Consider the following 20108-nt stretch of genomic DNA (forward strand, 5'->3'; position numbering starts at 1 on the left):
GGCTAGCCCGCGGCGCCGCCCGGCGACAGGGGTCCTCCGGGGCGCCGCCGCAGCCGGATCGGGCCCTTCGCCCGCGAGGGGTCGACGACCTGTCCGCCCTGCACGATGTCGATCTCGCCCCGGTCGACCAGGCGGCGCGCGGCCCGGCGGACGGGCTCCATCAGCGGCCGCCACTCCTCGCCGCCGACCCGGCGCGCGACTTCGGACGGGCACGCCGTCGACGACGCCGCTCGCGCGAGCAGGACGGTGCGGATCTCCTCCTCGAGGCGCGCCTCCTCCGGACCGACTCCGCGACGGCGGCAGGCGTCCGAGCAGTAGCGGACGTCCTCCCAGTCGCGCGCCCACTTCGCGCGCCACTCGATCTCGCGACCGCAGGAGGCGCAGGTCTTGCTCTCGGGATGCGCGGTGGACGTGCGCTGACGGTGGGCCATGCCCTCGAGTCTGCGCGCAGACCGCGGCCGCAGCGACGGGTTGCGCTGAGGGCGAGCGACGGGTGCGCGGACGCCGGCGCCGACGACGCGCACCCGATCCGGCGTGATCGGGAACAGGGAGCGGCGGATCGGCGTTCCCCGAGGTGGCGGCGTCATACTCCGCAATGGGGCGGCCCTCCCCCGGCCTGTGCGCCAGTCTGGAGGAGCCGTGCTGCGGCGCGACGGCGGGCCACCACCCCGTGCCGCACCCTCGATCGATCAGGAGTCTCCGATGAGCCGCGAGAACCTCGCCACCACCCCGGACCGCGAGCCGGAGCACCGCGCCTTCGCCGGACTCTCCCCGGAGGACTTCAAGCTTGCGTTCCGCAACCACGCCGCCGGAGTCGCGCTGATCACCGCCGACCCGGGCACCGGCCCGGTCGCCCTGACCGCGACCTCCGTCTTCTCGGTGAGCGCCGAGCCGCCGCTGTTCGTCTTCTCGCTCTCGTCCGCCTCGTCCAGCTCTCCGGCCATCCAGGCGTCCGAGACGCTGGTCGTGCACCTGCTCGGGGCGGAGCAGCTCGACCTGGCGCGTCTGGGCTCGACCAGCGGCATCGACCGCTTCGCCGACACGTCGCTCTGGTCGCGGCTGCCCACGGGCGAGCCGTTCTTCCCGGGCGCCGCCGCCTGGATCCGCGGCACGGTGATCAACCGCATGGAGGCGGGATCATCCACGATCGTCGCCGTGCACGCCCTCGAGGCCCACGTGCCCGAGGACTCCGAGACCACGGCGCCGCTCGTCTACCACAACCGCACCTGGCACCACCTCGGCGAGCACTCCCGCCTCAGCTGAGCTCCGCGGGCGCTCCGGAGCAGGCGGTTCAGACCTCCGGGCCGGTCGCCACCGTCCGGCCCGGCGTGCTCGACCACTGCGACCAGGAGCCCGGGTAGAGCGCCGGCGCGAAGCCCGCGAGCGTGAGCGCGACGACGTCGACCGCGGCCGAGACGCCGCTGCCGCAGTACACGCCGACGGGGGCGTCCTCCCGCACGCCGAGCGCCTCGAATCCGGCGCGCAGGTCGGAGGCGGGCCGGAACCGCCCCTCGGAGTCGAGCGCCGCGGACGCGGGAGCGTTCCGAGCGCCGGGGATGTGGCCCGCCCGCGGGTCGATCGGCTCGACCTCGCCGCGGTACCGCTCAGGCGCGCGGGCGTCGAGCAGGACGCCCGCCGAGGGCAGCGCCGCCGCCTCGTCGATGTCCAGCACCGGGAGCCGACCGTAGGCCAGCTCGACGTCGCCCCGCTCGCGCGGGACGTCGCCCGTCTCGAGCTCCCGCCCGGAGCGGATCCAGCCGGCGAGCGACCCGTCGAGCAGGCGGACGTCCTCCACTCCCGTCGCCCGCAGCAGCCACCAGGCCCGCGCGGCCGGGACGCTCTGCGCGTCGTCGTACACGACGACGGACCGGCCCCGGCGGAGCCCCCAGCCGCGCGCCGCCTCCTGCAGCACCTCGATCGGAGGCAGCGGGTGGCGCCCCTCCTCCGGCTCGCCGTGGGCGGCCAGCTCGTGATCGAGGTCGACGTGCACCGCGCCGGGCAGGTGGCCCGCGAGGTACTCCGGGCGGCCGTCGGGCCGGTCGAGGCGCCAGCGCACGTCGAGGACGAGCGGCGGCTCGGTGGAGGCCATGAGCTCGGCGAGCTCGTCAGGGGTGACCAGCAGGCTCTCGCGGCTGGAGGGGGTCGTCGGGGTCATGGCGTCCTTCCGATCCGCGTCGTCGGCGGAGTCCTGCCCCAGCATGCCGGGTCGCCCGGCGGCGCGGGAGCTCGCGCGGCAGCGGAGCATCAGTGCGCAAGGCGCCTTGTCGATGGTCGTCCGCCGCAGAGCCTCTCGCGCAGGCGGGTCGTCTTCGCCACTCGATACCCGCGAGCGTGGCCCGGAGGCCGGCAGGGGACCGCTCGGGCCTGAGAGAGGAGGGTGAGGCTCTCGTCGTCGGAGCACGGCCGAAGGCCCGCCCCTCCGTCAGGGCGGACCTTCGCTGCCTTCAGTTGGACTCGCAGGCGAGCCCGTCGTCGTCCCTGTCGAGCCCGGCGACATCGCCGTAGTACGGGTAGTACAGGTCGAAGTACCGCTGAGCTGAAGCTTGGTCCGGGAAGTCGTCGCAGTTCACGGCGTCGCCGGGATAAGCAGGTCGTCCCGGTCCTGGCGCCGGTGCAGGTGCCGCGGCCTGCGTGCTCGCCCAGAGTGCGCGGCCCTGCGGCGAGTAGATCACCAGGTTGCCGTCGTTCTGCATGACCATCCGGGAGCCCGGGCTGCCCGCCGTGCCGGACTGCCAGCGCGCTCCGCCGGAGCCCGCGTAGACCACGGCGTTGCCGTCGGACTGCATCTCGAGCCGGTTGCCGCCTCCTGACGTGCCGGCCGCCCAGCGGGCCGAGCCGCGCGAGTAGACGACGAGGTTGCCGTCGCCCTGCATGACCGCCTCGCTCCCTCCGTCGGAGGAGCGCAGCATCTGTCCGGACGCGAGCCGGCTCCCGGAGGAGAGGGTGTCCCGGACGGCGGGCGCGGGCGGCGCCGGAGGAGTGTCGCTCGCCCACAGCGCGCGGCCCGAGGCGGAGTAGACGACCAGGTTGCCGTCGTTCTGCATCTGCAGGCGGGATCCCGGGTTGCCCGCCGTACCCGAGGCCCACAGGGGTCGGCCCGAGGCGGAGGTGACCACGGCATTGCCGTCGGACTGCATCGAGAGCGTCTCGCCCTCGCCCTGGGTGCCGGCGCCCCAGCGGACGTCCCCCCGCGAGTAGACCGCGAGATTGCCGTCGCCCTGCAGGGAGGCGCGCGACCGGCCGTCCGGCGAGGTGAGCTGCTGTCCCCGGCTGAGCCGCGAGCCGGAGGAGAGGACGTCGCGGATCTCAGGCGCGCGCGAGGTCGAGCTCGCCCAGAGCGGCCGTCCGGAGGCGGCGGTGATCACCAGGTTGCCGTCGTTCTGCATCCGCATCCGCGCGCCCGGGTTCCCGGGCGTTCCCGCCTGCCAGCGCACGCCGGACCCGGGGGCCGAGACCACCGCGTTCCCGTCGGTCTGCATCGCGAGGCGGTTGCCCGCTCCGGAGGTGGCGGAGCTCCAGCGCGGCGATCCGTCCACGTAGACGACAAGATTGCCGTCGCTCTGCATCGCGGCGCGCGAGCGGCCGTCGGAGGCGGTCAGCTGCTGTCCCGGAGAGAGCTCGCGCCCGCTGTCGAGGACGTCGGCGATCGGCTCCGGCTCGGGCTCCTGCTCGTCGGCCGAGGACCAGGCCGCGTCCCCGTTCGGGCGGACGAGCACGAGCTGCCCGTCGTCCTGGATGAGGGCGAGCGCGCCGGTCTCTCCCGCGGTCCCGGACGCCCAGACGGGCGTGCCGGAGCCGGTCACGACGACGAGGTTGCCGTCCTCCTGCATCCGCACCGTGGTCGCTCCGGAGCCCTGGGTCCTGGTGCTCCAAACGGGGCGGCGCCCGGCGTCGTAGATCACGGCGTTGCCGTCCGCCTGCATCTCGAAGCTCGCGGAGTCTCCGTTCGAGAAGATGCGCTCCCCCGCGTCGAGCGAGTCGCCGCCGAGGAGGGCGTACGTGTAGGTCTGCGATCCGCGCGCCTCTGCGGGCGGAGTCTCCCCCGGGACGAAGGCGGTCGGAGTCTCGGCGACGGTCTGCGTCGCGAGGGCGGACGGCGCCAGAGCGGCGGAACCGCCCGCGGCGAGCAGGCAGGCGAGGGCCATCGCCGCGAGGCGATGAGGAGGTCGTGGCACGGAGAGCCCTTTCGGAGGCGGCGGCGGAAGCCGGGGTCGAGCGGAGCCTGGCACGCGCTCGCCACGGCCGTCCATCGGGGCCGCGCGGAACTACTCAGCCGGAGCGGGCGATCCGCGCCGGCTGCGCGGGCGCCGCCTCCGGACCACGGAGCCTCCGGCCGGCTCGCGCGCCCCGGTCGGGGTTGTCGGCGATCGACGCGGATCGACGGAGGACGTGCTCCCACGGCCGGAGCGCACCCCGCGCGGGCGCCCCGGGAGGCGGCTCGGACCTCCCGCGGCACGGAGAAGGTCCCCGTTCCTCCTAAAATCGGAGGCATGTCGAAAGTGTTGAGCAGTCTGCCCGTGGGCGAGCGTGTCGGAATCGCATTCTCGGGAGGCCTCGACACATCCGTCGCCGTCGCCTGGATGCGCGAGAAGGGCGCGGTGCCCTGCACGTACACGGCCGACATCGGCCAGTACGACGAGCCCGACATCGAGAGCGTCCCGTCCCGCGCGGCCCAGTACGGCGCCGAGATCTCGCGCCTCGTCGACGCGAAGAGCGCGCTGGTCGAGGAGGGGCTCGTCGCCCTGCAGTGCGGCGCCTTCCACATCCGCTCCGGCGGCAAGACCTACTTCAACACCACCCCCCTCGGCCGCGCCGTGACCGGCACCCTCCTCGTCCGCGCCATGCGCGAGGACGGCGTCGACATCTGGGGCGACGGCTCGACCTACAAGGGCAACGACATCGAGCGGTTCTACCGCTACGGCCTGCTCGCCAACCCCCGCCTGCGCATCTACAAGCCCTGGCTCGACGTGCAGTTCGTCAACGAGCTCGGCGGCCGCACCGAGATGTCGGAGTGGCTGGTCGCCCGCGGCTTCCCCTACCGCGACGCCACCGAGAAGGCCTACTCGACCGACGCCAACATCTGGGGCGCCACCCACGAGGCCAAGCGCCTCGAGGAGCTCTCCAGCGGCCTCGAGCTCGTCGAGCCGATCATGGGGGTCGCGTCGTGGCGCGACGAGGTCGAGATCGCCTCCGAGGTCGTCTCGGTGCGCTTCGAGGCCGGCCGTCCCGTCGCGCTGAACGGCGTCGAGTTCTCGGACGCCGTCGCGCTCGTGCTCGAGGCGAACGCGATCGGCGGACGCCACGGGCTCGGCGTCTCGGACCAGATCGAGAACCGGATCATCGAGGCCAAGAGCCGCGGCATCTACGAGGCCCCCGGCATGGCGCTGCTGCACATCGCCTACGAGCGCCTGCTGAACGCGATCCACAACGAGGACACCGTCGCCCAGTACCACTCGGAGGGCCGCCGTCTCGGCCGCCTGATGTACGAGGGCCGCTGGCTCGACCCGCAGTCGCTGATGCTGCGCGAGTCCATCCAGCGCTGGGTCGGCTCGGCCGTCTCCGGGGAGGTCACCCTGCGACTGCGCCGCGGCGACGACTACACGATCCTCGACACGACCGGCCCCGCGCTGAGCTACCACCCCGACAAGCTCTCGATGGAGCGGGTCGGCGACGCCGCCTTCGGCCCCGAGGACCGCATCGGGCAGCTCACGATGCGCAACCTCGACATCGCCGACTCCCGCTCGCGGCTCGAGCAGTACGCGGCCGCCGGCCTCGTCGGCGGTCCGACCGCCGAGCTCGTCGGCGAGCTCGAGATCGGCGAGGCCGACGCGATCACCGAGGGCGGCGGGTCCGCAGCGGCCGATGCGCTCGGACGCGCCACCGACCTGGCCTCGGAGGGTGCGGCGTTCGACGCCGGCACCGACTGACCCCGCCCGTCCGACGCCCCCGCGAGCATCCGTCCCACCGGGACGCGAGGCGCACGGGGGCGTCGTGCTGTGCGGGCCGACCCGGCGCGCCGGGTGCGAGGGCGGGCCCGGCGCGAGAGCGGTGCTCCGGCGTTCGTCGCGACGGCCGTCAGGGCGCGGAGGATCGGACGAGCGCGAGCGCGGCGTCCACGGTGGCGAGCGACTGCGCCGGATCGACGCGGGCCAGCACGAGCGCGGCCACCAGGAGCGACACGAGGACGTCCGCCTGAGCCGACGCCCACGCCTGCGCGTGGGGCCAGCGGGCCAGCGCTCCGGCGCGCAGTGCGCCCAGCAGCTCGGCCCGGTAGTCGGCGATCACCTCGCGCACGGCGTCGTCGCGCGCGATCGGCGCGCCCGCGGCGTTGAGCAGCAGGCAGCCGCTCCTCGCGGAGAGCGTGCGGGAGTCGGCGAGCGCCGCCCGCAGCCCGGTGAAGTACTCCTCGAGCGCCGTCGGCGACGCCCCTCGCGGATCGACGAGCGGGGCGAGCCGGGGCCGCACCACCTCGTCGAGGTAGCTCTGCACGGCAGCGTCGAAGAGCCCGCGCTTGCTGCCGAAGGCGTGGTAGAGGCTGGAGCGGCGCAGTCCGGTCGCGGACTCCAGGTCCGGGAGCGACGCCTCCTCGAAGCCGCTCTCCCAGAAGACGGCGCGGGCGGCGCGGACGACCTGCTCGGTGTCGAAGCCCTGCGTGCGACCCACGGTGCTCCTCCTGAGGGGTGACAGCTGCGGCGCCGCACTGGCGCGGACCGCTGGCTCCAGTATATTGTGGACTGGTCGTTACACAATCGGTGCGGAGCCCTCCGCATCACGACCATCGCCTGGAGGCCCGCCGTGATCGTTCTCGGACTGGTGCTCGCCGCTCTCGCCGCGGCGCTGCACGTCTACATCTTCGTGCTCGAGTCGGTCCTCTGGACGACCTCGCGCGCCCGATCGACGTTCGGCACGACCGCCGGCGAGGCGGAGGCGACGAAGGAGATGGCCTACAACCAGGGCTTCTACAACCTCTTCCTCGCCGTCGTCACCGTGGCGGGCATCGTCGCCGTCGCGATCGGCGCCACCGCCGTCGGCGCGGCCCTCGTGTTCGCCGGCGCCGGATCGATGGTCGCCGCAGCACTCGTCCTGCTCCTCTCCGCTCCGACCAAGCGCCGCGCCGCGCTGACCCAGATGACCCCGGGTCTGCTCGCGGTGATCGCTCTCGCCGTCGGCCTCGCACTCTGATCCCCTCCGCTCCACCACCACGAAAGGTCCTATGAGCACCGTCACCAGCACCCAGATCCAGCTCGTCCGCCGCCCCGACGGCTGGCCCGTCGCCGAGGACTTCCGGACCGCGACCGTCGAGTACGGCGATCCGGCCGCGGGCGAGATCCGCGTCGAGAACGCCTTCCTCTCGGTCGACCCCTACATGCGCGGCCGCATGAACGACGTGAAGAGCTACACCCCGCCCTTCGCCCTCGGCGAGACCATGACCGGCGGTGCCGTCGGCCGGGTGACCGTCTCCGACGACCCCGCGTTCCCCGTCGGCAGCGCGGTCCTGCACCAGCTCGGCTGGCGCGACGTCGTGCAGGCCGAATCGTCGCAGTTCCGCGTCGTCCCCGAGATCCCCGGAGTGCCGCTCTCGCTCCGCCTCGGCATCCTCGGGATGACCGGACTCACCGCGTACGTCGGGCTCACCGCCATCGCGGGCATGAAGGAGGGCGACACCGTCTTCGTCTCGGGCGCCGCGGGAGCCGTCGGCTCGGCCGCCGGCCAGATCGCGCGCCTCCTCGGAGCCGAGCGGGTCGTCGGATCCGCGGGTTCGGCCGAGAAGGTCGCCCTGCTGACCGAGAAGTACGGCTACGACGCCGCCTTCGACTACCACTCCGGCCCGGTCCGCGAGCAGCTGGCCGAGGCCGCGCCCGACGGGATCGACGTGTACTTCGACAACGTCGGCGGCGACCACCTCGAGGCGGCCCTCGACGCCTTCCGCGACGGCGGCCGCGCGGCGCTCTGCGGAGCGATCGCCGGCTACAACAGCACCGAGAAGACGCCCGGCCCCGACAACATGGCGAACATCATCACCCGAGGTCTCACGCTGCGCGGATTCACGCTGTCCGGCTACCTCGACCACGCGCCGGAGTTCAACCGGCTGATGGCCGGCTGGTTCGCCGACGGAGAGATCGCCTACGACGAGACCGTCGTCGACGGCATCGACCACGCCGTGGACGCGTTCCTCTCGATGATGCGCGGCGGCAACACCGGGAAGATGGTCGTCCGCGTCTAGCGCCGACCCCGGTGCGGCGGGCGCGAGGAGGGGGCACCTCCGGACGCCCGCCGCACCCGTCCTGCGCCTCCCTGTCCGGGATCTCCGAGCATGCTCGCGGATCCGCGGGGCCGTTCGGTCCGGGCGGTGGCAGACTGCGGACATGAGCACGTTCTCGCACCGGACCGGCGCCTCCGCGCCGGCAGCAGCAGCACTCGTCCTCGTCCTCTCCGGCTGCGCGGGCAGCGGCGGAGCCCCGTCCGCGCGGACGCCGCTCCCGACGCCGACCGCGACGGCGACCCCGACGTCTTCGCCGACTCCCGCTGCGACGCCGACTCCCGCCGCGACCGTGACGGTCACGGCGACCCCCGAGCCCTCGTCGACCGGTTCTCCCGCCGCGGATCCGGCGGCGGCGCGCTGCACAGGCTCCGACCTGACGATGGAGTACCGCCCCGACCTCGACGCGTCGGGTGCCGGGAACAGCGCCTTCGACCTCGTGCTCACCAGCACCTCCTCCTCGGACTGCGCTCTCGCGGGCATCCCCGGCGTCTACGCGACCGACGCCGACGGGAACCGGATCAGCGCGGTCGCCGACGCGTCCGGCCCGAACCCCGATGCTCCCGTGATCCTCGTCCCCGGCGCCCGGGCGGACGTCCGGGTAGCCTGGCACTCCCCCGGCGCCTACGGCTGCGCGGTCGGGACCTCCGCGTTCCTCGTCGCCGAGGTCCTCGATGCTCCGGACGGCGCGGTCCGCGCCCCCGCCGAGCTCCAGGTGTGCACCGACGGCACCGTGATGATGGACGCGTCCGCCTACACACTGCTCTGAGCCCTCGCCGAGCGCGCACGCCTCCCGCGCGGCCCGCTCACCGGGCGCGACCCCTTGACCGGGCGCGGCGCAGCCGGGACCCTCGCACTACACGTCCCCACCCCACCCCGGAGGTCACCATGAAGGTCGGCTCACTCGTTCTCCGTCTCGCCGTCGGCGGGCTCTTCGTCGGACACGGTCTGCAGAAGCTGCGGGGCTCGTTCGACGGCCCCGGCCTCGACGGCACCGAGCAGATGATGTCGAGCCTGGAGATGCACCCGGCCCGGCGCAACGCCGTCGCCGCAGCGGTGACCGAGACGGCCGGAGGCGCCGCTCTCGCTCTCGGCGCCGCGACTCCGCTCGCCGCCGCCGGACTCGTCGCCACGATGGTCACCGCCGTGCGCAAGGTGCACTGGAGCAACGGCCTGTGGAACGCGGGCGGCGGGTGGGAGTACAACGCCGTCCTCGTCGCGGCGACGGCCGCGATCGTCGCGGACGGCCCCGGCGCGCTCTCGTTCGACGCCCTGTTCGGCAAGCGCAAGTGGGGAGCCGGCTGGGCGCTGTTCGCCCTGATCGGCGGAGCGGCTGCGTCGACCGCCCTGATCGAGGCCGGGCGACGCGCCGCGCCGGTCGGAGCGGGCACCTCCGGCTCCGACGACGGCGGGTCGGACGACGACGGCGCCGACTCGACCGCCTCGTAGCCCCGCTCCGCCGCACTGTGCGGGCGCGGTAGCGTCGGAGGCGTGACCGAGACACGCGCCTCCGACTCCGACCGCCCCGAGACCGACGCGCTCGCCCTCTGGCTCGCGGCGGTCGAGCGCCTCGACGCTCAGGACGACCCGGACGGCGTCGTCGAGCGGATGCGCGTCCTTGCAGCCCGCTACCCGGGACACGACGGAGTCGCCGCTTTCGAGCTGGGCGGCGCCCTCGACAGCGCGGGACACGAGGCGGAGGCGGCGGTCGAGTACGAGCGCGCCCTCGCAGCCGGCCTGGATGACGAGCGGCGGGCGCGGTTGACGATCCAGTACGCCTCGACACTCCGGAACCTCGGCCGCACCGATGAGGCGATCGACCTCCTCGCCGGCGCCGCCGCGCACCCCGCGGTGGGCTCCGCGCGGGAGGTGTTCCTCGCGCTCGCCCTGCACAGCGCCGGGCGCGTCGACGAGGCCCTGCGGATCGCGCTGGAGGCGCTGGCTCCGGGGCTCCCCCGGTACCAGCGCTCCGTCCGCGCCTACGCCGCCGCCCTCACCGACCCCGAGCAGTAGCGCGGAAGGCTCCTCCGCCCGAAGGCTCGGCGCGGCGAGCGCTGAGCCTCCATGGGCGCCGACTCAGTCCTCGAGCAGGATCGCGTCGATCTGCCCCATCGCCTGGCGGAGTCCCTCCTCCATGCCCATCTGGACCATCTGCTCGAGCTGCTCGACCGACTCGAAACGGCTGCTGAGGACCATCCGCGTGCGCCCCGGCTCGATCTCGTCGAGGGTGACCGTGGCCCGGGTGATCCCCAGCGCGTCGACCGGGTCGCCGCGCTCGTCGGCGAAGCCGTCCTCGAACTCGAACCGCGTCGGCTCCTCCACCCGGGTCACGCGCCACCAGCCGCGCGCCTGCTCGCCGTCCGGTCCCGTCATGACGTAGGCGCTCCGTCCGCCCTCGACCGGCTCGTGCCGCTCGAAGGTCGCCGGCCAGGTCGGCGGCCCCCACCAGCGCTCGAGGCGGCGCGGATCCGTCCAGAGGAGCCAGACGCGCTCGATCCCCGCGTCGAACTCGGCGGTCACGGTCAGGGTCAGTTCCTCGATGTCCTTCACGGACTGCAGCACGCTCATCGCGCCTCTCCCTCCAGCAGATCCCGGGCGCCGGTCGGCTCGCGGGTGTCACTCCTCGTCGAGGAGGTCCGACATGCGGTCGATCCTCCCCGCCCACAGCTGCTCGTAGGCGTCGAGCAGGCGCGACGCCCGCCGCACTGCGGCGACCTCACCCTGCACCAGCTGCTCCCGCCCGCTCCTCCGCTTGCGGACGAGTACCGCCCGCTCGAGGACGGCCACGTGCTTCTGCACCGCCGCGAACGACATCTCGTAGCGCGCCGCGAGTGCGGAGACGGACTGCTCGCCGACCAGCACCCGGGCGACGATGTCGCGGCGGGTGCTGTCGGCCAGCGCCCGGAAGAGCAGGTCGATGTCGGCGTCCGTTCGTACAACCATGTGGTTGCACATTAGGGCCGTCCCCTCCCCCGCGCAAGAGCATCCGTCTCCGGGACGAGCGCACCGGCCGGCGCCCGACCTCAGGCGCTCGCGGCGTCGAGCGCCTCGGCAGCGGCCGCGAGCACCCAGTCCGGCAGGGGGCGGGCCGCGAACAGCGAGGCGTAGAGCCGGGCCATCGAGTCGTCGGGGTCGAGCCGCAGCGCCTCGTCGAGGTGGAGCCCGGCGAGGCTCGAGACACCCCTCGCCCACCAGCACCACGCGAGAACGGTGAGCACGGAGGAGCGCGCCTCCTCCGGCGCCAGCGCGGCGGCGCGGGCGAGGAGCCCGGTCGCCCGCGCCAGACGGCCGCGCTCCGGAGCACGCCCGCTGCCGAGCAGCAGGGCCGACAGCTCGAGGTCGTGGTCGTCGTCCGTTCCGGCGCGGGCGTCGCCCACCGCGCCGGGCGGCACTCCCACTCCTGCCTGCGGGCTCCGCGCGATCTGCACGGTCACCCGGTCGCGGAGGGGCGGCGACTGCAGGGTCCGCACGATCAGTCCTTCGCGGCGGACGTCCCGCGGTCCGCTGAGCCAGCGCTCGACGAGCCGTTCCGTGTCGCCGACCAGGGGCGGCCGGCGGAGCACCTCCGCGACGAGCGCGCGATCCTCCTCGGCGACCGGCGGCAGCACGGAGAGCGCGTCGATGTCCAGTGGCTCGTCTGCCACCGCTCGTGCGAGGACGCCGGTCTCGCTCCGCTCGATCTCGAGGAGCGGACGTGGCCTGCGGCACTCCTCGGCGTCCGTGTAGCGCCCCCATCCGTCGGCGGCGATGCAGGCCACGGCGATGATGTCCAGGCGCGTGCGCTCCAGGCGCCGGAGCACCGCGTGGCCGAGGTCGAGATGCGGGATCCCCCGCTCCTCGGCGTAGCCCGCACGGGTGCAGACCACCACCAGCACACCGGTGGCCCGCGGCATCGTCTCCATCATGGCCGCGCAGCCGCCCGCCAGCGCCTCCGCCTCCATCCCGCGCAGCGTCTCCGGGAGCGGGATCCGGAAGCCTCCCCCGGCGCGCGTGCCGAGGAACGGCACCACCACGACGGACTCCTCCGGACGGATGCCGATGATGGAGGGGACGGCCGCCAGGAGGTCCTGGATCGCGCTCGCCCGCAGGACTTCGGGATCGCGGCGGCGGGACGGAGGAGCAGGGGTTCGCTGTGGGGATGTCATGTCCGACAACCTGCTCGCGTCGCCGGCGGTGCAGGATCCCGCCGGCCCGGACCGGGGAGAACCGGGGCGGACCGGCGCCTGTGGAGGAGCGTCCGGGGCCGGCGGCTCAGTCGGCCGCGGGAGCCCGCAGCACCTTCGCCATCGGCCGTCCCTTCGCGATCTCGTCGATCAGCTTGTCGAGGTACCGGATGTGCTGCATCAGCGGATCCTCGATCGTCTCGACTCGCACGCCGCAGATCACTCCCGTGATCGCCGAGGCCTGCGGAGGCAGGCGCGCCGCCGCGAAGAACTCCTCGAAGGTCGTCCTGCTCTCGAGGTGCCGGGCCAGCTCCTCGTCCGAGAAGCCTGTGAGCCAGCGGACCGCCTCGTCGACCTCCTCCCTCGTCCGGCCCTTGCGCTCCGCCTTCGCCACGTAGAGGGGGTGCACGTCGGCGAACGCCACGGAGAAGATCCTGCTCATGGCCGGGAAGCGTACTCGCGCGACGCCCGGCGCGGCAGAGGCGCCCGCCCCGCTATCCTCCCCAGTGGCCCTCGCGCCTCCACCCCGCAGCCCACAGAGAGAACCACCGTGAGCCTCCTCCGCACCAAGTCCGTCGAGCAGTCGATCGCCGACACCGATGAGCCCGAGTACAAGCTCAAGAAGTCGCTGACCGCGCTCGATCTCACGGTCTTCGGCGTCGGAGTCGTCATCGGCGCCGGCATCTTCACCCTCACCGGCCGCGCCGCCCATGACATCGCCGGACCGGCGATCGTCCTGAGCTTCGTCGTCGCCGCCTTCGCCTGCGCCCTCGCGGCCATGTGCTACGCCGAGTTCGCCTCCACGGTCCCGGTGTCGGGCTCCGCCTACACCTTCTCCTACGCCTCCCTCGGCGAGCTCTTCGCCTGGATCATCGGCTGGGACCTGATCCTCGAGCTGTTCCTCGGAGCGAGCGTGGTCGCGCAGGGGTGGAGCGCGTACCTCGGGTCGCTGCTGCAGCAGCTGGGAGTGACTCTCCCGCCGGCGCTCACCTACGGCGGCGTGGTCGACGTGCCGGCGATCCTGCTCGTCCTCGTGCTCGGCGCGCTGATGACCTTCGGGATCAAGGAATCGCTGCGCGTCAACCTGGTGCTCGTCGCGATCAAGCTGTTCATCGTCCTGTTCGTCATCATCGCGGGCCTGCAGTTCGTCAACACAGCCAACTACACGCCGTTCGTCCCCGCCGCCGAGCCCTCGCAGTCCGCGTCCGGTCTGACCCAGCCGCTGCTCCAGTTCCTCTCGGGCATCGAGCCGGCCACGTTCGGGGTCGGCGGCATCATCGCCGGCGCCTCCCTGGTGTTCTTCGCCTACATCGGGTTCGACGTCGTCGCGACGACCGCGGAGGAGACCCGCCGCCCCCAGCGCGACCTGCCCATCGGCATCATCGCGTCGCTGATCATCTGCACGGTCCTGTACTGCGCCGTCGCCCTCGTCGTGACCGGCATGGTCCCCTACCGCGAGCTCGACCCGTCGGCCGCGCTCGCCAACGCGTTCGCCTACCACGGGCAGACCTGGATGGCGACGGTCATCTCGGCCGGCGCCGTCGCCGGTCTGACCACCGTCGTGCTGACGCTGCTGATCGGAGCGACGCGCATCATCTTCGCGATGGCGCGCGACGGACTCCTCCCCCGGCGCCTGGCCACCGTCCACCCGCGCCTGCGCACGCCGTGGTTCACCTCCGTGGTCGTGACCATCGTCGTCGCGCTGCTCGCCGGGCTCACTCCGATCGGCGTGCTCGAGGAGATGGTCAACATCGGCACGCTCTCGGCGTTCGTGCTGGTCTCGGTCGGCGTCGTGGTGCTGCGCCGCAAGCGGCCCGACCTGAAGCGCGGCTTCCGGGTCCCGCTGAACCCGTGGCTCCCGCTCCTCTCCGCCCTGATCTGCACCTACCTGATGCTCAACCTCTCGATCGAGACCTGGCTGCGCTTCCTGATCTGGCTGGCCGTGGGCTTCGCGATCTACTTCGCCTACTCGCGCAGCCACGCGAAGATCGGCACGAAGCCCTAGGGGGCCAGGCCCACCTTCGGCCTGGCCCAGGAGCGTCCGCGCGTGTCCTTGAGGATGTCGTACTCCACCTCGACGTGCGGCTCGATCGCGCTGTACTTGTCGTTCGGGGCGCCGATCACGAGCTGGAAGCCGAGACCGCGCCACGCACCGATCGCCCGCTTGGTGAAGTGGGCGTCGGCCTTGATCAGCGCCTCGTCCATGAAGACCGGGGCGTACCGGGGGCGGTCGGCTCCCGCGTCGCCGAGCTGGTAGCGCAGCGCCGCTCCGACGATGAAGGCGATCAGCTCCTGCGACTCCCCGCCGGACTTCTCGCCGATGTGGTCGTACAGCGCCACGTGCGCTCGGGTGACGGCGTCCACGCGCTCGGCGCTGACCCGGACGTGGTTGCGGACGTCGACGAGGTCGCCGAAGTCGGGCGCGGTGCGCCGCAGCCGCTGGATGAGCCGGGACATCCGCCGGTAGACCTGCTCGCGCTCCTCCTCCGCGGACACGGCCTGGATCTGCGCGCGCACCTCGCGGAGCTCGCGGCGGAAGCGACGGCGCACCTCCGACTGGTTCTCGCGCGTCGTGATCTGCAGGCGGTGGCCGTCGTCGTAGAACGGCAGATCCTGCATGATCACGTTGATCGGCTCGATCCGCTCGCGGATCTCTCGCAGCGAGCGGCCGAGCGTGGAGTCGAAGCTCGTGAGGTCGTTGCCGGAGAGCGTGAGCAGGCTGTCGCGCCACTCGGCCTCGAGCCGGTGCAGGCCGCTGGTCTCGAGGGCGTCGAGCAGCCGCTCGAAGTCGCCCGCGGACGCCTCGGGGTCCGCGAGCAGGTTGGGGTTCGGCCAGCGGTCGAGGAAGCCGGCCATGATCCGGCCGGCGCTCTCGCGCTGCTGCTCGTGCGCCTCGGCCGCGGAGCGGCGGTCCTCCGCCAGTCGCTGCGCTGCCGTGGCGAGCGCTGCGTCGAAGCGGACCAGGACGTCCGAGGCGCTGCCGGACGCCGCGGCCTCGGTCAGCGTGAACCGGGCGTCCAGGAAGGCGCGCTGGTCGTCGTCGAGCTCGCGTCCTGCGCGCTCCGCCGCATCGAGAACCGCCTGGCTCGCGTCGACGTCGTCGACCACGACGGCCCACTCCGCCTCGATCCGCTCGCGCTCCACACCGGCGCGGGCGATCTCCTGGCGGAGGCGCTCGAGGCGGCCGCGCAGCCCGTCGATCTGCTCCTGCAGCCCGGCGAGCTCGGGGTTCGCCTCCGCAGCCTCGGCGCCGACCGCCTCCCAGCGCTCCTGCTCGGCGAGCAGCGACTCGACGTCGACCGTCTCCCAGCTCACCAGCGCGAGGCGGGCGTGACGCGTCATCCGGTCGTCGAGTGCATCGAGGGATTCCTCCGCCGCCGACGCCGCCGAGACCGCCGCCGCGCTGCGGGCCCGGGCCGCCTCGACCAGGGCGTTCAGCTCGCGGAGTCGACGGGAGTTGGAGAAGCCGAGGACGTTCGCGGCGCCGTGGCCGCCGTGCGCACCGCGCTGCCCCTGCGAGAGCTGACCGGTGAGGGTCAGGGCGAGCCGGTGGCGTCCGAGCTCCGCAGCGCTGTCGACGCACACGTAGCCGAAGCGGTCCTCGAGCCGGTCCTGCAGCCAGCCGGTGAAGGCGGTGGCGCGGTAGTCGAGGCGCCCGGGGAGCGTCTGCGGGTCGAGGCCCCGCACCTCCTCGAGCCCGGTCTCCACGCCCTCGTAGCGGAGCCGGACCGGGAGCCGGAGGGAGTCGATGGCGCGGCGGAAGCGGTCGAGGTGGGCGGAGTCGATCATCAGCGTCGTCGCGAAGCCGCCGAGGGCGAGCGTGAACGCCTCGCGCCAGGGCTCGAACTCGGCACGCACCTCGACCAGCTCGCCGACGAAGGGCAGGTCGTCGGCGGTGAGGCCGGCTGCCTCCGCGATCCGCTCCCGCGCCTCGTGCAGAGGCCGGGGGATGCTGTCCCGACGGTCCGAGGCCGAGCGCTGCTCCGCCTCGAGCTCGGCGAGCTCGCGCGCCGCGGCCTTCCGCTCGGCGACCGCGTCCGACCAGGCCGCACGGGTGCTGCGCTTGGCGTCGGCCGCGCTCGCCGCCCGGGCGAGCACCGCCTCGAACCGCTCGCGGGTGGTCTCCGGCTCGCCGAGAGCGTGCAGGTCCTCCTCGAGCCGGGCGCGGTTCTCGCGCGCCGCGCCCAGCCGCCGCTCCACCTCGCGGAGCTCGCGCTGGGCCGTCTCGAGGCGGTCGCCGCCGGAGGCCCGCAGCACCTCGGCGAGCCCGTCCCGCTCCGACTCCGCCGCCTCGGCGAGGGCTCGCTTCTCGCGGAGCACGGCGTCGACGGCGCGGGTGCGCTCGCGCAGCTCGGCCTCGACGTCGCGCAGCAGGCCGAGGCGCTGCTCAGCGCGCCACAGAGCCGCCGGCGACACCGGGGCATCGAACTCCCCGAGTGCGTCGATGAGGCGCACGCGCTCCGCGGACGCGGCGATGCGCAGGCGCAGGCCCCGCAACGGCTCGAGTGCCGCGACCTGCTGGCGCGCGGTGAGCATCCGCTGCCGGGTGCTCTCGAGCTCGTCGAAGTGGGCGACGACCGCGTCGGCGGAGGCCAGGGTCTCGGGCTCCTCGAGCACGAGCCGCTTGTAGAGGTCGTCGACGGTCGTGATCTGCTGACCGGCCTGGATGCGGGCGAGCAGGCTCATCGCCTTCGATCCGGCTCCCGCCGCTCCGATGCCGAGCACCGCGTGCAGACGCGCCGAGAACTCGCGATCGGTGCCGAGCGGATCCAGGCCCGCCGCGCGCAGCGACGCGTCGGAGAAGCGGTGCGCCGCCGCCCGGTCGAGCGCGGCGACGTCGACCGGGCCCTCGGCGCTCGCGCGGATCCGCACGGTCTCCTCGAGCACCCGGGAGCCGGCCGGGACGTACCAGGCGCGGACCGCGCTGAAGCGCGAGCCGTCGTGGTCGACCCAGGTCATCGCGACGGCGGTCCAGGTGTCGACTCCGTCGCCGCGCAGGACGCGCATGGTCGTGCCCTCGTCCGTGCGCGACTCGTCGAGCTTGCCGCGCGCGTAGGAGAGGATGTTGCGCTGGTCCTCGCCGCGCGGACGGCCCGTCACTCCGCCGTTCGAGGCGCCGTTGAACGGCGTGGTGTGCGGCATCATCAGGGCGATGTAGGCGTCCATCAGCGTGGACTTGCCGGAGCCGGAGCCGCCGCAGAGCAGTGTGGCCCCCGGCGAGAAGCGGACCCGGTGCGCGCCGTCGTAGCCGCCCCAGTTGACCAGCTGCAGGTCCTCGGCGAGCCACTGCTGACCGCGGGAGGCGGCGGGGATCAGGCCGAAGAGGGTGTCGAGCATCGTCATCGGGGGTCGTCCTCCGGGTCGGGGGTGTCGTCGTCGGTCGGCTCGTCGTCCAGCGGCTCGTCGTCCGCGACATCGGCTCCGGGCAGGACGCCGTCCGTGGGCGGGTCCGCGTCCTCGTCGAGGCCGTCGCCCTCGAGCGCGTCGTCGTCCGCCTGCTCCGCGTCGTCCGAGCCGGGCTCCTCGGCGAGCGCCGCGTCTGCGACCACCGAGGAAGCGGCCTCGCCCGCCCGCCCGCGCAGCCAGTCGCTCAGCTCCCGCAGCTTCGGCGCGCTCAGCACGATCTCCACGATCGGGCTGATCCGGTACCGCCCTGCGGACTCCTCGTCGACGATGCCGTCGCGGCCGAGCCGCTCCAGCGCCTTGCGGACCATGCGCTGCCGGCGGGCGGTGTCGCGCTCGGCGTCGGCGAAGTAGCTGAGCACCGTCTGCTCGACCTCCTCGACGTCCACGCGCGCCGACGCCTCGCCGGCCGCCGACTCCCGCTGATGGACCGTGCGCAGGTGCACCAGCACCAGCGTCTCGGCGCGGGTGTAGGGGAGGTCGCGCAGCAGCACCGGCATCTCCACCTCGTCGGAGCGCACCTGCTGCTTGTAGGCGACCCCGCGCTCGTGGTCGACGACGAGCCGCACGAACAGGTCGTTCAGCCGCGACTCGATCAGCTGCCGGTGCTCCTGGAGCACGGCCCACTGCTCGCGGTGGCGGTCGGCGAGGAGGAAGCGGCGCTGCAGCACGTGCACGAGCACCCGGCGCACCTCGGTGTCGAGGACGCCGCGGTCGCCGGGGAAGAGCTCGTCGGGGTCCTCCTCCATCGACACGGGCGCGATGAACGGATCGGCGGCGGGCCCGTCGGTCGCCAGGGTGTCACTCATCGTCGGTCTCCTCCTCGGTGCGGGCGGTCACGGATCCGAAGGCGAAGCGGCGCACGGTCCCGTCGGGTCGGCGCGTGCTCACGACGGAGTAGCCCTCGCGGTCGACGAGGCCCGTCCGGTGCGCGATCTCGAGCAGCCCGAGCAGGTCGACGGGCCGTCGCGTGTCCTCCGGAGCCGCGCTGAACGCGTCCGCCAGATCGAACTCGTCGCCGAGCTCCGCCACGTAGGCCTCCAGCTCCGCGTAGCGGGGACCGCCCCAGGCCCGGCTGTCGTCGCCGACAAACTCGGCGTCGCCGTCGTCTCCGGCCAGGGGCGCCGGCCCGCCGGCCGGGCGCACGTCTCCCAGGGTCTGGCGCAGGTGGCCGATCCCGGCGACGGGCAGGTGCCGCAGCGGCGTGACCGGCGCGTCCGGCGAGATCCCGCCCGTCCACTCCTGGAGCCCCGCCATCACGTCGCGCAGCAGCTCGTCCACCTGGCGGTCGCGAGCGGGGTCGTGGGTGCGGACCTGGCCCGTGATGACGTGGGACGCGCGACGCTGCGCGGTCAGGACCTCCTGCACGCCCAGCTCCACCCGGCGGCCGATCGCGGCCAGCTCCCCGCGCTGGGCCGGGTCCATCAGGCGGGAGAACGGCTGCACGAGCACCGTGTGGAGCTGGTCGGCGAGCGCGTCGATCCGCTCGGGGTCGCCCAGGAGGCGGAGGGCTCCGGCGAACGCACGGCCCTCGCTGGTCGCCTGCATCACGTGCTGCCCGCGCTCGAGGTACTCCCGCAGCACCTCGCCGGTCGGGCGGACGTCGCGGCGCAGATCCGCGACCACGTCGCGCTGCATCGCCTTGATCGACTCCGCCACCCGCGCGAAGTCGGCCGGCAGCTCGCGGGCGAGGTGCACCACGTTCTCGGCCTCCTCCAGGAGCTGCTCGTCGTCGGCCGGCTCGAGACCGGCGCCCTCCTCGAGGGCGGCGATCTCGACGTCCAGGCGCGCCCGCTCCTCGCGGAGCCGCGAGAGCCGGGCCTCCGGGTCGGGCTCGACGTCCGCGGCCAGTCGCTCGACCGCCTCCAGCAGGGTGCGCACCCGCGAGTTCGAGACGCGCGTGCGGCCACCTCCGGTGCGCCCGGTGATCTCGAGGGCGCTCACGGCGTGGGCGCTCAGCCGGTAGACCTCGGCCTCGCCCTCGATCTGCGGCACGAGCCAGCCGACGCGGACCCAGTAGCGGCACACCTCGCGCGCCGTGCCGCTCGGCAGAGCGCGCTCGCCCTCGTCGTACCCGGCCGAGCGCAGCTCCTCGAGCAGCTCCCCCACCTCGGCGTGCGCGTCGGCGACCGCCACGGCCTGCCGGTCGACGGTGAACACGAGCGACAGGGCGGCGACGACGAACGGCGCGTAGCGGCCGTGGAGGAGATCGAGGGTCGGCGTCCGGAAGGCGCCGAGGGAGCGCAGGTAGGCGGCCTCGGCGCGGGAGTTCGACATCGCCC

Annotated in this window: 19 protein-coding genes; 8 read left to right on the plus strand and 11 right to left on the minus strand. The window is 73.7% G+C overall.

Annotation, left to right across the window (positions count from 1 at the left end; genetic code table 11):
* Positions 1-2: 2 nt before the first annotated feature.
* Positions 3-431: a DUF2256 and DUF3253 domain-containing protein gene (locus tag C5C63_RS03040; RefSeq protein ID WP_104233370.1), complete on the minus strand. Its 429-nt coding sequence runs from the start codon at positions 429-431 to the stop codon at positions 3-5.
* 271 nt (positions 432-702) lie between these two features.
* On the opposite strand from C5C63_RS03040, the gene C5C63_RS03045 reads away from it, so the two are divergent.
* Entirely contained in the window at positions 703-1263 is a 561-nt protein-coding gene (locus C5C63_RS03045) for a flavin reductase family protein (protein WP_104222547.1), read from the plus strand.
* Between the two features lie 28 nt (positions 1264-1291).
* Here the strand turns inward: C5C63_RS03045 and C5C63_RS03050 are convergent, their stop codons facing one another.
* Entirely contained in the window at positions 1292-2155 is an 864-nt protein-coding gene (locus C5C63_RS03050) for a sulfurtransferase (RefSeq protein WP_104325481.1), read from the minus strand.
* A gap of 289 nt (positions 2156-2444) precedes the next feature.
* Positions 2445-4145 carry an excalibur calcium-binding domain-containing protein gene (locus tag C5C63_RS03055; protein WP_181110542.1) on the minus strand — a complete coding sequence of 567 codons (1701 nt, stop codon included), beginning with the start codon at positions 4143-4145 and terminating at the stop codon, positions 2445-2447.
* Positions 4146-4490: 345 nt separating this feature from the next.
* Between C5C63_RS03055 and argG the strand changes: the two genes are divergently transcribed.
* Positions 4491-5927 (plus strand): argininosuccinate synthase, encoded by a 1437-nt coding sequence (argG, locus tag C5C63_RS03060; RefSeq protein ID WP_104222545.1) that lies wholly within the window; start codon positions 4491-4493, stop codon positions 5925-5927.
* 148 nt (positions 5928-6075) lie between these two features.
* Here the strand turns inward: argG and C5C63_RS03065 are convergent, their stop codons facing one another.
* Positions 6076-6663 carry a TetR/AcrR family transcriptional regulator gene (locus tag C5C63_RS03065; RefSeq protein WP_104267416.1) on the minus strand — a complete coding sequence of 196 codons (588 nt, stop codon included), beginning with the start codon at positions 6661-6663 and terminating at the stop codon, positions 6076-6078.
* 132 nt (positions 6664-6795) lie between these two features.
* Between C5C63_RS03065 and C5C63_RS03070 the strand changes: the two genes are divergently transcribed.
* From C5C63_RS03070 to C5C63_RS03090, 5 genes are all read left to right on the plus strand, one after another.
* Positions 6796-7182, plus strand: a complete 387-nt coding sequence (locus C5C63_RS03070) for a DUF1304 domain-containing protein (protein WP_104325469.1) — start codon at positions 6796-6798, stop codon at positions 7180-7182.
* Between the two features lie 31 nt (positions 7183-7213).
* A complete protein-coding gene (locus C5C63_RS03075; protein ID WP_104222542.1) occupies positions 7214-8224 on the plus strand; it encodes an NADP-dependent oxidoreductase in 1011 nt (336 codons plus the stop codon).
* A 142-nt stretch (positions 8225-8366) separates the two neighbouring features.
* Positions 8367-9029, plus strand: a complete 663-nt coding sequence (locus tag C5C63_RS03080; RefSeq protein WP_104325470.1) for a DUF4232 domain-containing protein — start codon at positions 8367-8369, stop codon at positions 9027-9029.
* Between the two features lie 119 nt (positions 9030-9148).
* Complete coding sequence (locus C5C63_RS03085) at positions 9149-9709, plus strand: DoxX family protein (RefSeq protein ID WP_104238585.1); 561 nt, start codon at positions 9149-9151, stop codon at positions 9707-9709.
* Between the two features lie 42 nt (positions 9710-9751).
* On the plus strand, positions 9752-10273 hold the full coding sequence (locus C5C63_RS03090) for a tetratricopeptide repeat protein (RefSeq protein ID WP_258060472.1): 522 nt from the start codon (positions 9752-9754) through the stop codon (positions 10271-10273).
* 63 nt (positions 10274-10336) lie between these two features.
* Here C5C63_RS03090 and C5C63_RS03095 read toward each other — a convergent pair whose 3' ends face one another.
* The 4 genes from C5C63_RS03095 to C5C63_RS03110 all read right to left on the minus strand — a co-directional run bounded on the left by C5C63_RS03095 (position 10337) and on the right by C5C63_RS03110 (position 12865).
* Complete coding sequence (locus tag C5C63_RS03095) at positions 10337-10828, minus strand: SRPBCC domain-containing protein (RefSeq protein ID WP_104222538.1); 492 nt, start codon at positions 10826-10828, stop codon at positions 10337-10339.
* A 48-nt stretch (positions 10829-10876) separates the two neighbouring features.
* A complete protein-coding gene (locus C5C63_RS03100; RefSeq protein WP_104325482.1) occupies positions 10877-11203 on the minus strand; it encodes a helix-turn-helix domain-containing protein in 327 nt (108 codons plus the stop codon).
* 80 nt (positions 11204-11283) lie between these two features.
* Positions 11284-12405, minus strand: coding sequence for a DUF4192 family protein (locus C5C63_RS03105; RefSeq protein ID WP_104325471.1), 1122 nt, complete (start codon positions 12403-12405; stop codon positions 11284-11286).
* Between the two features lie 106 nt (positions 12406-12511).
* A complete protein-coding gene (locus C5C63_RS03110) occupies positions 12512-12865 on the minus strand; it encodes a DUF2200 domain-containing protein (RefSeq protein WP_104325472.1) in 354 nt (117 codons plus the stop codon).
* A gap of 108 nt (positions 12866-12973) precedes the next feature.
* Here C5C63_RS03110 and C5C63_RS03115 point away from each other — a divergent pair, with 108 nt between their 5' ends.
* Positions 12974-14428 carry an amino acid permease gene (locus tag C5C63_RS03115; RefSeq protein ID WP_104292439.1) on the plus strand — a complete coding sequence of 485 codons (1455 nt, stop codon included), beginning with the start codon at positions 12974-12976 and terminating at the stop codon, positions 14426-14428.
* On the opposite strand, the gene C5C63_RS03120 is transcribed toward C5C63_RS03115, so the two are convergent.
* From C5C63_RS03120 to C5C63_RS03130, 3 genes are read right to left on the minus strand one after another with little or no spacing between them, the layout of a single operon-like run.
* Positions 14425-17766, minus strand: a complete 3342-nt coding sequence (locus C5C63_RS03120; protein WP_104292438.1) for an ATP-binding protein — start codon at positions 17764-17766, stop codon at positions 14425-14427. The two genes, C5C63_RS03115 and C5C63_RS03120, sit on opposite strands and share 4 nt — an antisense overlap.
* Positions 17763-18635 (minus strand): DUF4194 domain-containing protein, encoded by an 873-nt coding sequence (locus tag C5C63_RS03125; protein WP_104292437.1) that lies wholly within the window; start codon positions 18633-18635, stop codon positions 17763-17765. The genes C5C63_RS03120 and C5C63_RS03125 overlap by 4 nt, the downstream gene beginning before the upstream one ends.
* Positions 18628-20103 carry a DUF3375 domain-containing protein gene (locus C5C63_RS03130; RefSeq protein WP_104250726.1) on the minus strand — a complete coding sequence of 492 codons (1476 nt, stop codon included), beginning with the start codon at positions 20101-20103 and terminating at the stop codon, positions 18628-18630. The genes C5C63_RS03125 and C5C63_RS03130 overlap by 8 nt, the downstream gene beginning before the upstream one ends.
* Positions 20104-20108: the final 5 nt, after the last annotated feature.

It is taken from the genome of Rathayibacter sp. AY1B8 (assembly GCF_002932775.1).
GTDB lineage: Bacteria > Actinomycetota > Actinomycetes > Actinomycetales > Microbacteriaceae > Rathayibacter.

Excerpts from the sequence above, each read along its gene's own strand:
- C5C63_RS03040 (WP_104233370.1), bottom strand. The coding sequence starts at position 431 with ATGGCCCACCGTCAGCGCACGTCCACCGCGCATCCCGAGAGCAAGACC.
- C5C63_RS03045 (WP_104222547.1), top strand. The coding sequence starts at position 703 with ATGAGCCGCGAGAACCTCGCCACCACCCCGGACCGCGAGCCGGAGCAC.
- C5C63_RS03050 (WP_104325481.1), bottom strand. The coding sequence starts at position 2,155 with ATGACCCCGACGACCCCCTCCAGCCGCGAGAGCCTGCTGGTCACCCCT.
- C5C63_RS03055 (WP_181110542.1), bottom strand. The coding sequence starts at position 4,145 with ATGGCCCTCGCCTGCCTGCTCGCCGCGGGCGGTTCCGCCGCTCTGGCG.
- argG (WP_104222545.1), top strand. The coding sequence starts at position 4,491 with ATGTCGAAAGTGTTGAGCAGTCTGCCCGTGGGCGAGCGTGTCGGAATC.
- C5C63_RS03075 (WP_104222542.1), top strand. The coding sequence starts at position 7,214 with ATGAGCACCGTCACCAGCACCCAGATCCAGCTCGTCCGCCGCCCCGAC.
- C5C63_RS03080 (WP_104325470.1), top strand. The coding sequence starts at position 8,367 with ATGAGCACGTTCTCGCACCGGACCGGCGCCTCCGCGCCGGCAGCAGCA.
- C5C63_RS03085 (WP_104238585.1), top strand. The coding sequence starts at position 9,149 with ATGAAGGTCGGCTCACTCGTTCTCCGTCTCGCCGTCGGCGGGCTCTTC.
- C5C63_RS03095 (WP_104222538.1), bottom strand. The coding sequence starts at position 10,828 with ATGAGCGTGCTGCAGTCCGTGAAGGACATCGAGGAACTGACCCTGACC.
- C5C63_RS03100 (WP_104325482.1), bottom strand. The coding sequence starts at position 11,203 with ATGGTTGTACGAACGGACGCCGACATCGACCTGCTCTTCCGGGCGCTG.
- C5C63_RS03105 (WP_104325471.1), bottom strand. The coding sequence starts at position 12,405 with ATGACATCCCCACAGCGAACCCCTGCTCCTCCGTCCCGCCGCCGCGAT.
- C5C63_RS03110 (WP_104325472.1), bottom strand. The coding sequence starts at position 12,865 with ATGAGCAGGATCTTCTCCGTGGCGTTCGCCGACGTGCACCCCCTCTAC.
- C5C63_RS03120 (WP_104292438.1), bottom strand. The coding sequence starts at position 17,766 with ATGACGATGCTCGACACCCTCTTCGGCCTGATCCCCGCCGCCTCCCGC.
- C5C63_RS03125 (WP_104292437.1), bottom strand. The coding sequence starts at position 18,635 with ATGAGTGACACCCTGGCGACCGACGGGCCCGCCGCCGATCCGTTCATC.
- C5C63_RS03130 (WP_104250726.1), bottom strand. The coding sequence starts at position 20,103 with ATGTCGAACTCCCGCGCCGAGGCCGCCTACCTGCGCTCCCTCGGCGCC.